This is a genomic window from Paenibacillus sp. FSL K6-2441 (assembly GCF_037964765.1).
GTDB classification, from domain to species: domain Bacteria; phylum Bacillota; class Bacilli; order Paenibacillales; family Paenibacillaceae; genus Fontibacillus; species Fontibacillus phoenicis.
The window spans coordinates 3,170,597-3,186,474 of record NZ_CP150174.1 but is presented as its reverse complement, the minus strand read 5'-3'; the positions used below and the strand labels follow the sequence as shown (position 1 = coordinate 3,186,474).

Here is a 15,878-nt window from a genome sequence, read left to right as displayed (position 1 = left end):
CGGTGACAAGCAAGCCCATGGCATCTTATCGGAAATTTGCTTACGTGTACGACGAATTGATGGAGGACATGCCTTACCCGGACTGGATCCGGTTTGCCCGCACGGCTTGGGAACGGTACGGAATGCCAAAGACGGTCGTGGATCTCGGTTGCGGGACCGGCAGCATTACAATTCCGTTGGTGAATGCCGGGTTCGAGGTAATCGGCATCGATTTGTCCGCCGACATGCTGGCGGTGGCCCGCCGCAAAATGGAAACCACGCCCCAAGGCGCCCGGTTACTCCGCGAGGGCAGCGTGCGCTGGGTGCAGCAGGATATGACGGAGTGGTCCGTGCCGGAGCCGGTCGACGCCGTCATTTCTTTTTGCGATTGCTTGAACTATTTGCTGGAAGAAGAAGACATCATTCGGACCTTCCGCCGGACCTACGAAGGGCTGAAGCCCGGAGGGACGTTCCTGTTTGATGTGCACCATCCCCACACGTTGATCCGGTACGAGGAAGAGCAGCCGTTTGTTTGGGACGAGCCGAGTGTGTCGTATATCTGGACTTGCGAGCGAAACGCGCATCGCAACGAAATCGAGCATCATTTGACGATCTTCGCCCGGGAAGAGGAGCAGGGACCGGAATTGTACCGCCGGTTCGAAGAGACGCATATCCAGCGGGCGTACGACCCGGCATGGATGAAAAGCGAGCTGCTGCGCTGCGGCTTCCGCGAGGTCTACATCTATGCTGATTTCGAGTGGGTCGAGGCGGTAGAAGATGCGGCTAGGCTCTTTTTTGTGGCGGTGAAGTAGACGGCTCAGGCTGTGGCTGCCCATCGTTGTCCTAAGTGCAATACCTGCAAAAGTGCAATTTTATTGGGGATTATCCGCTTGATTCGCAAAATAAATGTAAACGTGCAGGTTTTGTACGGATTAATCAAAAATCGGCTAAAGTTCGAGAAGAAAACTGTATTTTTGCACTAATTTCTCCATGGAGGATCGCTGTCTCTCAAAGCTATAATGGGAAACGGAGATCATGGAAGGAAAGAGGGGAAACGCATGAAAAAGCAGTTGACCGTATTGTTTCAGGGGGATTCCATTACAGACGGAAATCGGGATCGCGGCACGGATTTGAATCATATTTTGGGCCACAGCTATGCCTACATCATCGCCGCGAAGCTAGGTCATGAATACGCGCATTTGCAGCCAAAATTCATTAACCGGGGCGTGAGCGGGGATCGGGTCTCCGACCTTTACGCAAGATGGAACGAGGATGCGATCAGTCTGAAGCCGGACGTGATTAGTCTGCTGATCGGCGTTAACGACGCCTGGCGGCAAATGAGCGGCGAACCTAGCGGGGCAACGGATCGTTTCGAACGGGCGTATCGTCACTTGCTGGAGGAGACGAAGGAAGTATTGCCGAACACCAAGCTGGTGTTATGCGAGCCGTTTATTTTGAAAACCGGAGCTACGGCGGAAAAATGGACCGAATGGGAGCGCCTGATCAAACGGTACCAGGATACCGTTCGTCAATTGGCTGAAGAGTTTGGTACGGTGCATGTTCCTTTGCAGGATGCGTTTGATGCGGCGACGGAAAAAGCCGAGGCCGCTTACTGGATCTGGGACGGCGTCCATCCGACGGCTGCAGGCCACGATGTCATCGCCAAACGGTGGCTGGAGGTCGTGGAGCGCAGCGGATTGTGGGACTAAGACGAACATAAATAAAGGGTTTAAAGCGGATCGATTCCGTTTTAAACCCTTTTATTTTTGACGAAACATTTCCTTCAGCACACGGTACGCACGCGCTTGTTCCTCGGCTGGCTGTTCCTGCAGCAGCTGCACGATCTGCCAAATCCAAGTTTGGTCCTGGAGCTCGTCGTACCCTGGATTGCGAAATAGAGCATATACGCTGATCTGCAGGGCATCCGCAATTTTATGCAGCGTTTCGAGCTGAACGTTTTGCTCCCCGCGTTCCAACCGTCCGATGTAGGAACCGTACGTTTCCGTCGACTCGGCCAGTTGTTCCTGCGTAAGCCCTTTGAGCTTGCGATAGTATCTGACATTTTTTCCGACCTGCTTTGCTACATCCATAGAGGCCACCTCTCGTATTAAGTTTAGTCCAAGCGGAGGGGCAAACTGCAGAGTATTCAAAGTTCAATATTTTATCAAAAAGAATTCATAAGTTCTTTATTGCATATTATTGACAAAATTCGAGTGGAATATTATTTTGAAAATAGAAAGTTGAACCATTCCTTTGGGATGGTTGATTTTTTCATATTGAAGGTTGTGAGGAGTGGTCTTTTTGAACAAATCAGGGTTGCAGATATTTCCATTTTATTCGAATTAGACATAATCCCCTAAAATCATGGATGAATAGTTTTTTTTGCAAAATAGAGGGGGATTCCTTTGAAACCGCGTGCCACTATTGTCGCTGCAATAGAAGAATATATGGTGCGACACCAGCTAAATCTCACTCAATTGGCCAAGCAGCTTGAACTGAACCCAGGGACGTTAAGCTCCATTCTGAACGGAAACCGTCCGCTGGCTGTAGATCAATTAGAACGGATCACCATGGTGCTGGGATTTCCGAGAGGCCATTTCTATAAGACTTATATCAGCGAGTATCTGCACGAGAAGGATCCGGATTGGCGAAGAGTAAAACCACTAATTCATAACTGCGCGGAGTTGGGCCAGTTTGATCGCATTCGGGAAATCGTTGGATTATTGCTGGACAACCCGCTTTATGCTCAACTTTTATTTGATTTGGCCGAAGAATTGTACGAGAAGGGCGAATATGAAGCAGCGGGGATCTTATACGAAAATGTGGCGATGACCGAGCGCAAGCAGCACTCCGAACGGTTGGCCCTTTGCCAATATCGTTTATTCCTGATCGGTCAAGGGACGAATCAGGATCAAAACTATCAGTCAGCGATCCAGTTCGAACCGTATATTGAGCGACTGGATGAAGCGAGTCAACTCGATGCGTTAAGGGATCTGGCCAATACCTATCGTGCCTTAAACCGATGGGATAGGGTGGAGAGTATTGCTCAACGATTGGAGCACAAGGCCAAAGTGTATTACTTTTCGGAACAGAAGCGAAAGATCTTGCAACGAAAGACAACTAGACCTTTGTTTTACTATTTGGCGTATTCCTATTTGCTGCTTGGGAGTGTACATAATTTGCGGGGGGAATATGACCAAGCCTTACTTTATATCCAACGCTATCATGATCTAAGTTGGGTGCGGGAAAACGATCCGGAAACGTTACATTGGCGGAACCTGTTTCGTGAATGGGCCTATGCAAACGCTCTTATAACCCGGCTTTCCTCCGGGGATATTACGGTACTCGATGAATATGTCACCTACTCCGAAAACAGACAAGCGGACAAGATCCTCATGATCTTCAATCTGGTTAAAAACGCCAATCGGCATGACTTCTCGATTGAACATATCCTTGAACGGTTTAAAGAAGATTTGGCTGCTTTAGATCATCAGCCCTTGACTACGGGAATGTACAGCCCGCAGTTTATTCTTGATCGGATCTCCCAACTTTATATCGAATTAGCCGATTATGATCTCCGCCGAGGTAAGTACCCGGAGGGGTTTCGTTACTTACTTAAAAGCTTGGAACAGTTCAATCAATTAAACAATTCACACCGAGCTGTCATGGTTAAATATGTAGAGCTATTCGAACGATACAGGAACTTTGCAACGCCGCAAGTCATCGATACATATGAGGAATTAATCAGCAAGTTAAAGAAAAGTGTATAATCCGTTGATGGAGCCACTGCCAAAGGAGCCGGTGTTGATGCACGGCTCTTTTTTTGTTGTCTTCCTTTTTTATGCAAAATTCCTCTTTTCGTGAAGGTTCTGCAGTAAATTCATCTGGTTCAGTGGAGAATTGTAAAAATTAAATAGTTATTGTGCTCATAATTCAGTATAATTCTTATGAACCCATTGAACGAACTCTTCAGAGAGGATTATCGACCTAATGAATGTAGCAGCAACTAAATCAGTTAAGACAAATCGGCGTTCGAAGCCGTCACCTCCACCTGTCCGGATCTTTTCACTCGGCGGGATCGGGGAAATCGGAAAAAATATGTATGGCATCGAGTTCAGAGACGAAATCATTTTGATTGACGCGGGGCTTAAATTCCCGGATTCCCGTTTGACGGGCATTGATTGCATCATTCCGGACATCAGTTATCTGATTGAGAACAAGCATAAAATGAAAGGGCTTTTCCTGACCCACGGTCATGAGGATCATATCGGTGCGATCCCGTATGTGTTACGTCAACTGCAGCTGCCTATTTATGGGGGCCCGTTGACGATTGGCTTGGTGAAGGCCAAATTGGAGGAGCATCGGTTGCTTGGGCAAGCGGAGCTGCATGTGTTCCATGAAAATGACCGGTATGCATTTAAGCATTTGGCTGTGCATTTCTTCCGGACGACACACAGCATTCCCGATGCTTTTGGCATTGTAGTAGATACCCCGTACGGATCGATCGTTCATACCGGCGATTTCAAATTCGATTTCACCCCGGAGGACCGTCCGGCGGATCTGTTTAAGATGGCCAGCGTCGGGGGAGAAGGCGTATTGGCGTTGCTCGCCGACAGCACCAACAGCGAGAAGGAAGGCTTTACCCCTTCCGAGCGTCGGGTTGGTGACGCCATCCTGGAGTCGTTCCGCGGCTGCCGGGGGCGGATCTTATTTGCCACCTTCGCCTCGAACGTGCATCGGCTTCAACAAGTGGTGGAAGCGGCCGCGATCGTAAACCGCAAAATCGCGGTTATCGGCCGCAGTATGGAGAAAGTGTTCGCTATCGGTCAGGATTTGGGCTACATCCGCGTTCCGGAAGGGATGCTGATCGATGTGAAGCACATCGACCGTTACCCTGAGGAGCAGGTCCTCATTGTCTGCACCGGCAGCCAAGGCGAACCCAACGCTGCGCTCAGCCGGATTGCTTCGGGTGCACATCGGAATGTGCAGGTTTATCCGGGGGATACGGTGATTTACTCGTCCTCGCCGATTCCTGGCAACGCGCAAAATATCAACCGCAGCATCGACCTGCTGCTTCGGGCAGGCGCAAACGTCATTTACGGCTCGATTTTCGACATCCATACGTCCGGGCATGGTTGCCGGGAGGACCTGAAGCTGATGCTCAGCTTTATTCGTCCTAAGTATTTTATCCCGATCCACGGTGAGTACCGGATGCTGCTCAGCCATCGTGATCTGGCGCTGCAAACAGGTATTCCTGAGGATCGCATCTTCATCATGAACATCGGGGATACGTTGTCGGTGTACCGGAACCGGGCGAAACGCGGGCGCACCATTCCTTCGGGGCAAGTGCTCATCAGTAACGGGGAAATGCGTCCTACCCATGAAGACACCCTGTTGTTGGAGCGGATGGAGCTGGCCCAGGAAGGGATCGTGATCGTCGTCATGACGGTCGACCGCAAGACGCGGCAAATTTTGGCCGGACCGGACATCGTCTCGCGCGGCTTCGTTTATATGCAGGACGCCAGACCGCTGCTGCGGCGGGCGGAGGCGATGCTGAAGCGGAACTTGAACCGCCTTGGCGAGAAGGAGCCTTACGATCATAACGCCTGGCTGCGAGCGACGCAGCAGCAGCTTCGGCGGTATTTTGCCAAAGAAGTGGGCCGGACGCCGCATATTATGCCTTCCATCTTGGAAGTTTAGCATCAGAGTGGGAGCTTCCCGATAACGGGAGGCTCCTCTCTTTTATTTGACCGGTTGTTCGGAGTTCCGTATAATGTGTAAAAATATAGGAGACCGCAAAGGAGGGAGATCCCATGACGAAGGAACCCACGATTCGTTCCGTGATCAACCATCAGCTGGAAAGGAAAGGATATTCCTTGCACAGCTTTTCTCGCCGTTCGGGAATCAATCGGGGGACGCTCAGCGCCATCTTGAATGGAAATCCCCCTAAACCGATCTCTATCGGGCAGTTGGACCTGATCACCGAAGCGCTCGAACAGCCGATCGGGTCGTATTACCCTTTATATGTGGAGGAATGTATTGATTCAGACCATCCCAACCGACGAAGGTTAAAAGCGTTTCTGCATCGCTGCGCGGAGATTGGCGAATTGGATTGCATCGAGCAGGTGTTGTCCCGCCTGACTGAGGACTTATCCTATCTTCCGATGATTTTTGATATGGGGGAGGAGCTTTACGAAGAAGGCCGCCGCGACGCCGCAAGGCTCTTCTACCAATCGGTCTGCGAATACGAGAAATACCAGCATTCGGAACGGCTGGCGATCAGCCAATACCGCCTGTTCCGGATGAATTTGGGGGAAGACGCAGAATCCAACCTGCGGACCGCCACCTGGTTCGAGCCCTACCGCAACCGGCTCCCCGAGGATCTTCAGCTCGATGGGCTGCTGCAATTAGCGAACACCTATTACTCGCTGCAAAAATGGACTTACGTCGTAAGATTTGCCGAGGAGCTGCAAACGCTGGCCCGGCGAATCTATGAAACGAGCTGGAAGGCGTCCTCCGCCCATCAGGATAGGGAGCTGCGCTGCGAGCGGCATCTGGTGGTTTACTTTGGCCAAGGGTATTTGCTGAAAGGCGCGGCATTGGAGCATCTGGGCAGGTATGAGGAAGCGCTGAAGTGTGTAGCCGAATACGCGGATTTGAGCTGGTTTGAAGGCCTTGATGAGACGGGCTTAAAAGAAGTGGAGAAATTTAAGGTCTGGGCCAAAGCGAACCGCTACAATCTGGAGATTTTAAATGGGAATGAAACGATTCTTCCGGAATATATCCAGATGCTTAAAGAGCATCCGCATGAAGTGCTGCCCAGTCTGAGAATCATTGTCGAAGCCGCCAATATTAACGGTTTTGTGATCGACGACGTATTAAAAGTGTTTCCGGTGAATACGGATTTATATAGCCTTTATCCCAATCACTATGTTTCCGCTGTAAATAAAGACCGGTTCTTGGACCTAAACTATCAGCTGGCGATTTATCTGCTGCGAAAACAGGAGATCGAGGAAGGCTTGGAGAAGTTGATTTACGCGCTCAAATATGCGGTTTCTCTGAATAACAAGGAACTTTTTATGAAAATGGTCCCGCTATTTGAGCAGCATCGAAGCTTCGCGACGCAAGAGCAACTCCAGCAGTACGAATCTTTGATGGGGGAGGTGTTGAAGGTTGCGGAAGTGGGCAATGATGTTCGCTCTGATCATTAGTTTAGGTACGGGAGTATTCGGCAGCATCAGTCACAACAGCCCTATTACAGCTTACGAGAACGGGGTAGGGGGCTAATAAGGCACAACAACATAAGGTCCAGTTTTGCTAGGACATAGCCGATTCATCCGGGGCAACCCGAATCGATGGATTGGCTTTTTTTTGATAGTTTTCCGAGTCCGGACATGAGATAATGGTAGTAAATTGACTCCAAAAGAAGGTGTGAATCTGAACATGCAGCAGTTAAGTGAATCTCGTCCGAACCCGGGAAGCCCCGAGGTGGTCACCTTTGGCGAAAGCATGGCTTTATTGATCGCGGAAGGGGGCAAAGGGCTCGAATATGCAAGCGCTCTCTCTCCATCGTTTGGGGGAGCGGAGTCCAATGTAGCGATCGGATTGGCACGGCTGGGCCAAACTTCCGGATGGTGCGGCCGCCTGGGGGACGATCCGTTTGGCCGGCGTATCCTGAAGGCGATCCGCGGCGAAGGCGTTGACGTATCCCGTGCGATGTTGACGGATGAAGCCCCTACGGGCATGATGGTACGGGAGAACGTGGCGGGCAAAAGCTCGGTCTATTACTACCGCAAGTTATCTGCGGCCAGCTTCATGCGACCGGAGCATCTGGACGAATCGTACATCGCCGGAGCCAAGGTCCTGCATCTGACGGGCATTACGCCGGCGCTTAGCGCTTCTTGCGTGGAAACGGCCCATGCGGCGGTGGATATCGCCAAGCGGCATGGGGTGAAGGTGAGCTTCGATCCGAACTTGCGATTGAAGCTGTGGAGCATTGAGGACGCGCGTAAGGTTTTGCTGCCGCTGGCGATGAAAGCGGATTATTTCCTGCCGGGACTGGATGAGTTAAAGCTGTTGTACGAGACAAATTCGATGGATACGATCATCGGCAAGCTGCAGGAGTTGTCTGCGATCAGTATCATCAAAGGCGGAGACGACTGCACCTACGTGCTGGAGCAAGGGCAGCTGAACCCGGTGCCGTATTTTAAAGTGGAACAGGTGATTGATACGGTGGGAGCGGGCGACGGATTTTGCGCCGGATTTCTGGCTGGAGTCGTACGCGGGTACAGCATGATTGAGGCCGTTCGCCTGGGGAATCTGGTTGGCGCTCAGGTCATTCAGGCTGTTGGTGACTGGGAAGGGTTGCCAAGTGCGGCGGAGATTGAACGTCTCTTGTCCGGCAAAGGGCATGTGGAGCGGTAAAGGGCTGGATCCTTTGCTGTGAACGGTTGTCGTTTGGGCTTTAATGTTAACGTGATCATTTTCTTAGGTAATGATAAAACCGCGGGAGCCTCGTCTCCGGCGGTTTTGCTTACTTATGGGGCGAACCCCTCCTGACTAAGAAATACTTGATGATCGGGAAAAACTTGCAGCAGGCGCTCATACACGATTCGGTAGGCGTCCGGTGAATACCAGGATTCGAGGCCCAGCTGTTCATAGATCGAGCGGATGCCCAGCCTCAGCGAATGAGAGTAGTGGGACAGGAATCCGGTCCCTATATTAAGCAGTGTCTTGGGCGTCATATAGGCGGCAGCTACCCGCGGGTGGCCGTTGGGATTCACCGCCCGCCTCCGCCTAAAGCGGCATGTTCCAGCTCCAGCAGCCGCATCTTCATCTCCAGGCCGCCGCGGTAGCCGGTAAGCGCCCCGTTCTTGCCGATCACGCGATGGCATGGAATCGTGATAAGCAGCGGATTCGCCCCAATCGCCGTGCCTACTGCACGGACGGCAGCGGGTTTACCGATCGACTCAGCAATGTCGGAGTAAGAGCGGGTTTGCCCGAACGGAATCGAGCATAACGCCTGCCAGACGTCTTGCTGGAACGGAGTTCCGTGCAAGTCGAAAGGGAGGGTAAAACGTTGGAGTTCACCGCGAAAATAGGCCGCCAGCTCGGAAGCATAGGGAGCCAGCTGGCGGTCATCTTGCGCAAGCAGACGGCCGGGGAAACGTTGGCCCGCCCAGGCGGTCAGCTCCTCAAAAGAACCGCCGGATGAGCCAACGAACGCCAGGCCTTGTTCGGTAGCGGCGAGATATAGGCTCCAAGCAGGTTCCTGGAGCTGTGACCAGTATAACGGCGGGGACTGAACGATTGTCATGGAGCTTACACCTCCGTTTGCATTTTGCGGTATTCGTTAGGCGTGATGCCGGTGATTTTCTTGAACAGGGTGATCAAATAGGCGGCGCTGCCAATCCCCACTTCTTGGGCGATCTCAGCAACGGTCCGCTGCGATTCAGATTCAGCCAAAGCGTGCTTCGCCTCATCGATTCGCCGTCGCACCAGGTATTCCGTTGGCGTCATTCGCATGACCCGTTTGAACGTTCGTTGCAGATGGTACGGGCTGCCGTGGCACGCTTCAGCCAACGTCTCCAGGGTGAGCTTGTCTTGGTAGTGGCGGTTGATATAGTCCGCGATCTGTTCGACCCATTCCTGATCTGGCAACCGCTGTCCTTCCGGCTTGCAGCGTTTGCAGGGGCGGAAATGGGCAGCACGCGCTTGCTCCGCAGTAGCAAAGACGAGAACGTTCTCCCGCTTAGGCGGCCTTGATTTACAGGACGGGCGGCAGAAGATGCCCGTGCTGACCACCGCGTAGAAGAATTGGCCGTCCTGTGCAGCATCATTGGCGAGAATCGCTTGCCACTGGGCATCGTTTGCGGTCTGGTAAGTCCGGGACCCGGTATGGATTGTCATGGCTTCACCCCCAGCCCTAGTATACCTTGATCAAGATCACGGCGCCACGGGAAGCGAAAGGAAAAGCAAGATTACGAAATGCCCCATCATAGAAAAAGCCTGCCAATAAGGCAGGCGAAATTCGATGATATTACCGCGCCATCCATCCTCCATCAACGCAAAGGATATGGCCGTTCATATAGTCTGAGGCGGCGGAGGCGAGGAAGACGGCCGGCCCTTTTAGATCCTCCGGCGTTCCCCAACGCCCGGCAGGAATCCGATCCGTGATCGAAGCCCTCCGGTTCTCGTCGGCCCGGATTTGCGCGGTATTGTCCGTTACCATGTAGCCGGGTGCGATGCCATTCACCTGTACGCCATAGGAAGCCCATTCGTTGGCGAATGCCTTCGTTAAGCCGGCGACCCCATGCTTGCTGGCCGTATAGCCGGGCACGTTGATCCCGCCTTGGTAGGAGAGCATCGAGCAGATATTAATGATTTTGCCGCTGCCGCGTTCAATCATATGGCGTCCGGCGATCTGCGAGAGCAAGAACACGGTGTTCAAGTTCAGTTGGATGACGTCGATCCAATCCTTTTCGCTGTGATCCTTCGCTGGTGTCCGGCGAATAATTCCGGCGTTGTTTACCAGAATGTCGACCGCCCCCGTTAATTGGAGCGCTTCATCAAAGGTTTCCTGCAGCTTGTCATGCTCGCTGAGGTCGACAACGATTTCCGTCGTTTTCCGGCCTAAGGCTGTAATTTGGCTGACCGTTTCAGCACTGCTGGTGCGAGAGACGCATACGACGTCGGCCCCGGCTTCGGCCAGTCCGACCGCAATCCCCTGGCCCAGTCCGCCGGAGGCTCCGGTGACGAGGGCAGTTTTGCCCGTTAAATCAAATAATTTCATAAGTGTACGCTCCTCCCATCAATCCGCTTTCGTTTATTTGGTTGCGTATTCGATCGTTACGCCGGCACGTTCATACGGTAGCGCGGACTCTGCGGGTAGGCCCCGATCGGTGAGGATACGCGAGATCTCGCTCAGCGAGGCGAAGGTGCGGAGCGCCGTCTGCCCGAACTTTTGATGGTTTAAGACGGCGATCGCCTCGCGGGACGTTTCGATCAAAGCCCGCTTGAAGTCGATCAAATCACCGGTATAAATCGACAGTCCGTGTTCCGGATGGATGCCGGTTGCCGAGATAAAGGCTTTCTGGATATTCAACTGACGCACGTACGCCGCCGATTCGGGACCGGCCAGCATGTTGCGGACGCGGTAGCCTCCGGGGACGACCAGACGAATCTGGTCTTTGGCCGCCAGCTCGCTGATGATATACACGTCGTTCGTGACAACGGTAAGCGGGCGATTCTCTAACCGCCGGGCGATCTCCAGCGTCGTGCTGCCCCCGTCCAGTGCGAGGATATCACCCTCTTGAATGTGATTGAGGGCGAGGCGGGCGATGTCCCTTTTCTCCTCCGCATGCTTGGTCAGCGGCTCTTTGGACGGCAAAATGCCGTACTGGTCGCTTTGGGCGAGCATTGCTCCGCCGTGTACGCGCACCAGCAGCCCTTGCTCCTCCAGCTTGGCGAGATCCTCCCGGATCGTCTTGCCGGTCACGCCCAAGCTTTCGCTTAATTCTGCCACCGTCACTTCCTTTTGCGTCAGCAGAACCTCCATAATTTTTTCATAACGTCGAATTGGATTCATGCAAGCTTTCACTCTTTCTTATCTCAAGTCTTTCATCGGAACGGCGTCCATGTCCGCATAAGCTTTGTTGTCGCCGGCCATGCCCCAAATAAACGTATAATTGCTGGTTCCTACCCCGCTGTGAATCGACCAGCTCGGCGAGATGACAGCTTGCTCGTTACGCACAACGATATGCCGGGTTTCGTTGGGCTCGCCCATCAGGTGGAAGACGACAGCGTCCTCTGCCAGATCGAAGTACATATAAGCCTCCATCCGGCGCGGATGGACATGGGCAGGCATCGTATTCCACATGTTGCCGGTCTTGAGCTGAGTCATCCCCATCACGAGTTGGGAGCTTTGAATGCCGTTCTCGTGGATGAACCGGTGAATCGTGCGCTCATTGGAATTTTCGATCGAACCAAGCGCTCCGGATTCCGCTTCTGCCAGCGTTGTTTTTGCCGTAGGGAATTCCTTGTGGGCCGGTGCCGAATTCAAATAGAACTTCGCTGGCTTCGAGGCATCCTTGCTTCGGAAAATCACTTCACGCGAGCCCTTGCCGACGTACAAGCAATCCTTGTTGTTCAGCTCGTATTCCGTTCCGTCGACAATAATGGATCCCGGTCCGCCAACATTAATGGCTCCAAGCTCGCGCCGTTCGAGGAAGTAGGAGACGCCTAGCTCCTTGAGATCCGTTTCCAGTTTGACATCCTGCTGCACCGGAGCCGCGCCGCCGATAATCAGCCGGTCTTCGTGCGTGAGCACCAGCTCCAATCGATCCGGCGTAAACAAGGTAGGAATGTGGAATTCCTTGCGTAAACGGTCGGTATCAAATTGCTTGACCTCTTGGGGATGCGAAGCGTAACGACGTTCCATGTAAAATCTCTCCTTTACACGTTCATTTTGGTGTATAATGTTCATATACGTTCAGATTAATCCATTTAGGTTCATTTGGCAAGAGGGCACACCATATTGCTCCATCTAGGATGAAGATGCCGGAATTCGGAAGTTTACCGTAGGAAATCGTGGATTCACCGGCTTTAAGCAGCTGAGGGAACCATGGTAGGATGTGGGGGAAGGGGTACGTTTTGATGAGTCTGTATCAAGCTCGAATGAAGACAATCGTCCGAAAAGCCGCAGCAACCGCCTGGCGGCAGCCGCTTCTGGACAGCGGACTGTGGTTTCATGGCGATATCCGGGACAACTATTATTACGCCTCCTATTTATTTGCTGCCGCCGTAGATCCGGACGAAACGCCGCCGTTTGATCGGACGGAAGGCCGGCGGCTGGCAGAGCGGGTGCTGCTGCGCGTGCTTCAGCTGCAGGACCAGGAGACGTCCAGCCCGACATATGGACACTGGCCGCTCGGATTGGATCCGACACCGGAGCGGGCCAAGCCGCATGTGCTCCCGGTTGAGCTCATGGGCAGCTTGATGGCGTATTTCATGCACAGCTATGGGGAAGAGCTGAGCCCGGAGTTGGCCGCCCGCTTCGAGGACGCGTTGTCGCATGTCTATCGCAGCGGCTTCTATCGCAAACCTTTACGGGAATACAACCATCATGAGGCGAAGTATACGGCCGCGAAGCTGATCTTGGGGCAGCGTTACGGAGATGCGACATTGTTCGCGGACGGCAGGGAATGCTTACGGCAAACGTTGGCCCGTTTACGGCTTGAGGGTATGGCCGAATACGGCGCGTTGCCGTGGTTTTGGCACTGGGTTCAGGCGTTCACCTGCGCTTGGGCGCTGATGGGCGATGCGGAGGTAAAGGCCGAGCTGTCTGAGATGTTAAATCATCTATGGACCCTTCGGGCCACCTATTATTTCAAGGGAGCATGGGTTGGTGCCCATGCCCGCGGTTGGCTGCATGATGCGCCGCGGGATGCGAACGTGCTGCACGATTATGTGCAATTCGGCGATTTCGAGCTGCCGGAAGCGATGCCGCGCACCGAGTATGCCGGGCTTCTATTCTATGAAGCTCCTGCGTCAGCTCGGCTGCGGGCATTGGAGCGAAGTAAGCCTGCCGAGTCCAAGGCGGCCATCCTCAAGGAGATCGGCGGCGTCAAGCAGCGGCTGCATTCCTATGCCTATCTGACCAACCACTTCGCGGCAGGTGGGCTGTGGGAGAGAGTCGAGGAATTCGACAATGAGCAGCTACGTTGGCTGTACAGCTTGCCGGTCCGCGGGGAGAAAGGAAATCAGCTGTATTTTTTCCATCCCGGCAAAGGGTATGATCTTAGCGGCTACGACCCGCGCCATCAGAGCGAATGGACGGAAGTGTTGTATTATCACAACGTCGTGGTGGCGGTCTACCCGCTGCCGGAGGGTGTGCCTGGGCAGGTCAATGGCGTGCTTCCGGAAGGAGAATGGCGATTTACAGCGAATGGTATATTCGGAAAGGTTGAAGAGACGTTTTTTGCCGTATATGTGTCGAGTGATTATCAGGTGCGGGAGCGGGACGGCTATCTCCAGGTCGAGGCGGAAGGCCGCTACGTTGGTGTTGTGGTGGAAGCGATGGGCCTTCCGGAAGCAGGCGAGCGGGGAATCGCGGGTCTAGACGATTTCGTATTAACTATGAAGTCCCACGCCCCACGCTTCACAGCCGACGATAGGACCGGTCGGATCGATGCCTCCTATACCACCTATGCCGAGGGAGTCCAGCTTACTCTAAGCGTCAAAGGTCCCGGGCTTCCAGGGGATCGATGGGTAAACGGCGAGCGTGTGGATTTGGAGTCGTATTCTTTTTCATTGTAAGGGGCAAAAAGTACAACGATTAGGAGAAAGAGGGTTAGGGAATGAAGAAGCTGCAGCTTGTGCAAAAAATCGTACAGGAAGGCGTTGTCGCCGTCCTGCGCGGAGAAACCCCGGAGGAAGTCGTACAAATGGCCGAGCAGGCCATTGCCGGCGGGATTAAGGTCATCGAAGTGACGATGACGGTTCCGTTTGCTTTGCGGGCGATCGAGGAATTGGTGCGTAAATACAGCTGGGACGCCCAGGACGAATCCCGTTATGCGATCATCGGCGTGGGCACGGTGCTGGATCCCGAAACGGCGCGGGCTGCGATCTTAAGCGGCGCTCAGTTCGTCGTTGGGCCTTCCTTGAATCGTGACACGGTGATGCTGTGTAACCGGTACCGGATCCCGGTCATGCCTGGATGTATGACGATCAAGGAAATCCAGGAGGCGCTGGAGCTGGGGGCGGACATCGTGAAGCTGTTCCCGGGCAATTTGTACGACCCGTCGATGATCAAGGCGATCAAAGGGCCGTTGCCGCAGGCAAATATTATGCCAACCGGCGGGGTCTCGCTGGCGAACCTCGGCGAATGGATCCAAGCGGGCGCGGTCGCTGTGGGGATCGGCTCGGATTTGACAAACGAAGCGGTGAAACGCAACGATCTGTCGTTGATCGCCCAGAAAGCCGCTGCTTATAAAGCGGAGTATCTGAAGGCCAAAGGATGATCCTAATCAATACACGTTGATCATAAAAATATCGTCGAGGAGGGATTCGCGTGGATCTTGGATTGAGAGGGAAACGGGCAATCATTACCGGCGGCAGCAAAGGCATTGGGCTGGCAACCGCCCTCACGTTGGCTGCGGAAGGCGCCCAGGTCGCCATCGTGGCGCGGAACGAAGGGCCGCTGCAGGAAGCGGCTGCAGCCATCCGCGAGAAGACGGGGACGGAACCGCTTGTCCTTGTCGCCGACGTCACTTCGGGCGATGACGCCCGCCGGGTTGTCGAGCAGGCGGCCAAGCATTTTGGCGGACTCGATATTCTCGTAAATAATGCAGGCACCTCGGCGGCGGCCCCGTTTGAGAAGGTGGAGGCCGAAGCTTGGGGCGCGGACTTGGACCTGAAGCTGCTTGGCGCGGTGAATTTCTCCCGGGCAGCGCTCCCCCATCTGCGTAAAGCGGGGGGCGGAGCGATTCTGAACGTCACTGCCATAGGCGGCAAAACACCTGGGGCTTCCTCATTGCCAACATCGGTCAGCCGGGCAGCGGGGTTGGCGTTAACGAAGGCGATGAGCAAGGATTTGGCGGCCGACCGAATCCGCGTGAACGCGGTGTGCATCGGGCTTGTCCGCAGCGACCAAATCGAACGGAAATGGCGTCAAACCGCGCCCGAGCTCACTTGGGAGCAATTTGCAACGGATCCTCGCCATGGCATCCCGCTAGGCCGAATCGGTCAGGCGGAGGAGGCGGCGAAGGTCATCGCCTTCCTGGTGTCCGAAGCGGCGTCATATGTGACGGGCACAGCGGTCAACATCGACGGCGGTACGTCGGCGGTGTTGTAATACTCGGCGGGGTGGAACCCGCCGGATGAAAAAAGGCGGATCGCCG

At 53.8% G+C, this 15,878-nt stretch carries 15 protein-coding genes and 1 pseudogene; 9 read left to right on the top strand and 7 right to left on the bottom strand.

The genetic code is table 11. From position 1 onward, the window contains the following. Positions 1–17 precede the first annotated feature (17 nt). Positions 18–791 carry a class I SAM-dependent methyltransferase gene (locus NSQ80_RS14665; RefSeq protein ID WP_339299610.1) on the top strand — a complete coding sequence of 258 codons (774 nt, stop codon included), beginning with the start codon at positions 18–20 and terminating at the stop codon, positions 789–791. A 246-nt stretch (positions 792–1,037) separates the two neighbouring features. Further along, a complete protein-coding gene (locus NSQ80_RS14660; RefSeq protein WP_009224179.1) occupies positions 1,038–1,688 on the top strand; it encodes an SGNH/GDSL hydrolase family protein in 651 nt (216 codons plus the stop codon). Between the two features lie 51 nt (positions 1,689–1,739). Here the strand turns inward: NSQ80_RS14660 and NSQ80_RS14655 are convergent, their stop codons facing one another. Then, a complete protein-coding gene (locus tag NSQ80_RS14655) occupies positions 1,740–2,069 on the bottom strand; it encodes a helix-turn-helix transcriptional regulator (protein WP_028537439.1) in 330 nt (109 codons plus the stop codon). A gap of 315 nt (positions 2,070–2,384) precedes the next feature. Here NSQ80_RS14655 and NSQ80_RS14650 point away from each other — a divergent pair, with 315 nt between their 5' ends. The 4 genes from NSQ80_RS14650 (at position 2,385) to NSQ80_RS14635 (ending at position 8,403) form a co-directional block, all read left to right on the top strand. Further along, the gene (locus NSQ80_RS14650) at positions 2,385–3,749 is read left to right on the top strand and encodes a transcriptional regulator (protein ID WP_339299607.1); all 1,365 of its coding nucleotides are present in this window, start codon (positions 2,385–2,387) and stop codon (positions 3,747–3,749) included. Positions 3,750–3,969: 220 nt separating this feature from the next. Continuing rightward, the gene (locus NSQ80_RS14645) at positions 3,970–5,679 is read left to right on the top strand and encodes a ribonuclease J (protein WP_009224176.1); all 1,710 of its coding nucleotides are present in this window, start codon (positions 3,970–3,972) and stop codon (positions 5,677–5,679) included. A 113-nt stretch (positions 5,680–5,792) separates the two neighbouring features. Next, positions 5,793–7,190, top strand: a complete 1,398-nt coding sequence (locus NSQ80_RS14640) for a helix-turn-helix transcriptional regulator (protein ID WP_009224175.1) — start codon at positions 5,793–5,795, stop codon at positions 7,188–7,190. 232 nt (positions 7,191–7,422) lie between these two features. Beyond that, entirely contained in the window at positions 7,423–8,403 is a 981-nt protein-coding gene (locus NSQ80_RS14635) for a sugar kinase (RefSeq protein ID WP_036644624.1), read from the top strand. A gap of 113 nt (positions 8,404–8,516) precedes the next feature. On the opposite strand, the pseudogene NSQ80_RS14630 reads toward NSQ80_RS14635, so the two are convergent. From NSQ80_RS14630 to kduI, 6 genes and pseudogenes are all read right to left on the bottom strand, one after another. After that, positions 8,517–8,657: pseudogene (locus NSQ80_RS14630) on the bottom strand (radical SAM protein); the annotation flags it as partial. A 101-nt stretch (positions 8,658–8,758) separates the two neighbouring features. Further along, on the bottom strand, positions 8,759–9,295 hold the full coding sequence (locus tag NSQ80_RS14625; protein WP_260071462.1) for a methylated-DNA--[protein]-cysteine S-methyltransferase: 537 nt from the start codon (positions 9,293–9,295) through the stop codon (positions 8,759–8,761). Positions 9,296–9,300: 5 nt separating this feature from the next. Further along, on the bottom strand, positions 9,301–9,888 hold the full coding sequence (locus NSQ80_RS14620; protein ID WP_009224171.1) for a bifunctional transcriptional activator/DNA repair enzyme AdaA: 588 nt from the start codon (positions 9,886–9,888) through the stop codon (positions 9,301–9,303). Positions 9,889–10,018: 130 nt separating this feature from the next. Next, a complete protein-coding gene (gene kduD / locus NSQ80_RS14615) occupies positions 10,019–10,771 on the bottom strand; it encodes a 2-dehydro-3-deoxy-D-gluconate 5-dehydrogenase KduD (RefSeq protein WP_009224170.1) in 753 nt (250 codons plus the stop codon). A 33-nt stretch (positions 10,772–10,804) separates the two neighbouring features. Continuing rightward, positions 10,805–11,566, bottom strand: a complete 762-nt coding sequence (locus NSQ80_RS14610; protein ID WP_036644623.1) for a DeoR/GlpR family DNA-binding transcription regulator — start codon at positions 11,564–11,566, stop codon at positions 10,805–10,807. A gap of 18 nt (positions 11,567–11,584) precedes the next feature. Continuing rightward, complete coding sequence (gene kduI / locus NSQ80_RS14605; protein ID WP_036644622.1) at positions 11,585–12,418, bottom strand: 5-dehydro-4-deoxy-D-glucuronate isomerase; 834 nt, start codon at positions 12,416–12,418, stop codon at positions 11,585–11,587. A gap of 215 nt (positions 12,419–12,633) precedes the next feature. Here kduI and NSQ80_RS14600 point away from each other — a divergent pair, with 215 nt between their 5' ends. Genes NSQ80_RS14600 through NSQ80_RS14590 form a run of 3 tightly spaced genes read left to right on the top strand, consistent with a single transcriptional unit; the run spans position 12,634 to position 15,832 of the window. Beyond that, a complete protein-coding gene (locus NSQ80_RS14600) occupies positions 12,634–14,295 on the top strand; it encodes a hypothetical protein (protein ID WP_260071461.1) in 1,662 nt (553 codons plus the stop codon). A gap of 41 nt (positions 14,296–14,336) precedes the next feature. Further along, positions 14,337–14,999, top strand: coding sequence for a bifunctional 2-keto-4-hydroxyglutarate aldolase/2-keto-3-deoxy-6-phosphogluconate aldolase (locus NSQ80_RS14595; protein ID WP_260071460.1), 663 nt, complete (start codon positions 14,337–14,339; stop codon positions 14,997–14,999). Between the two features lie 50 nt (positions 15,000–15,049). Then, complete coding sequence (locus tag NSQ80_RS14590) at positions 15,050–15,832, top strand: SDR family oxidoreductase (RefSeq protein WP_009224165.1); 783 nt, start codon at positions 15,050–15,052, stop codon at positions 15,830–15,832. The last annotated feature ends 46 nt before the right edge of the window (positions 15,833–15,878 follow it).